The 740-nt window shown below is 62.6% G+C and carries 1 protein-coding gene; it reads right to left on the minus strand.

The window, feature by feature from the left end:
• Window positions 1–41: 41 nt before the first annotated feature.
• Window positions 42–740, minus strand: a 699-nt coding sequence (locus JF66_RS20085; RefSeq protein WP_035880663.1) for an MFS transporter, incomplete at its 5' end; no start/stop codon positions are given.

A 740-nucleotide genomic window follows, 5' to 3' on the forward strand; every position in this document is an offset into this window, starting at 1 on the left:
GGTGATCGTTCCCATGCAGCGCCGAGGCGGCGATACCGGTCCTAGGCGTCCTTCAAATCGATGCCCTTTGTCTCCTTCATCATCACGCAGGCCACGGCCGTGCAGACGCAGAGGGTCATCACGTAGGCCCCGGAGAGCCAGCCGACGTCGAGCGAATTGAACAGTGCATTGAGGTACGGGGCTGTGCCGCCGAATACCGCGACGGAGATCGAGTACGCGAAGCCGATGGCCTTGGTGCGAACCCGGGTGGGGAAGTTCTCGGCGAGCACCGCGGCGAGCAGGGCTCCGGGAATGGCCACGATCACGAGGGCCGCGGCCGATGCGATCAGCAGCGTCCATCCCGCGCTTGTGATCATGGCGTTGAGCGGAATGGAGACCACGATCATCAGGATCGAGAACGAGATCATCATCGGTCGGCGCCCCACCCGGTCAGAGAGCATTCCCCAGAGGGGCAGTGAGACGAGCGCAATCATCTGCGCGACCATGGTCACCCAGAACGCCGTGTCGGGGTTCATCCCCTTCTCGGTGATGGCGTAGGTCGAGGCGTACGAGGTCCATGTGTAATGCGCCGCCGTAATTCCTGATGTCATCGCAATCATCAGCAGGATGGCGCGGGTCACCTGCGATCCCGATCGTTTCGCCCGCACTGCCGGTGCTGGTTGCGCTGCTGACTTATGGGCGTGGAAGACCTCGCTTTCCTCCATGTTGCGCCGCATGTAGAGTGCTGCGAGGGCAAGAAG

The organism is Cryobacterium sp. MLB-32 (assembly GCF_000738085.1).
In the GTDB taxonomy this organism is placed as follows: domain Bacteria; phylum Actinomycetota; class Actinomycetes; order Actinomycetales; family Microbacteriaceae; genus Cryobacterium.